Source organism: Pseudomonas sp. HP_14 (assembly GCF_055283875.1).
Genome location: NZ_JBTOQI010000035.1, coordinates 1 through 473, shown reverse-complemented (window position 1 = coordinate 473; position 473 = coordinate 1). Strand labels below are relative to the sequence as shown.

General features: G+C 48.8%; 1 protein-coding gene. It reads right to left on the bottom strand.

Annotated features, from left to right (window positions below; genetic code table 11):
• Nucleotides 1–163: 163 nt before the first annotated feature.
• On the bottom strand, nt 164–473 hold a 310-nt coding region (locus ACYASS_RS19190; protein ID WP_463587278.1), incomplete at its 5' end, for a hypothetical protein.

Here is a 473-nt window from a genome sequence, read left to right as displayed (position 1 = left end):
ACCGATTAAAGCTAAGGAGCCGAACCCCACGTCGGCCGGAAATATCCAGTGAGAATGGGCTTTAATCCTCCATTCCATAAGGGGTGGTACTTTGACGATTGAAGCAATTGCTGCGGCCTTTAGCGTGGGCTCATCAGCGGCACAAATAGTCTTCTTTTCAACATCACTCACGAAAATGGCCTTCTTTATATTCCACTGCACTAGGCGCGTATTTCCTGCACAAGGCAAGGAAGTCATCAATCTGGTCTTTTGGCAGGAACACCTGGATATACAAATAGTTTTCCCAGAAAGGGAGTTCTGGATTGTGATGGCGCTCAAGCACCACCAAGCCCCGCTTCCTGTCGGTAAAAATAATTTGGGGTCGGTCCCAGGTAAACAGCTTCCAACTTACATCGTTTTCCCACGTCATCAGCCTCATTGCAGCGAGGATAACCATGCCTCCGATCCCTGTTATAGCCCATATGAGACCTGGG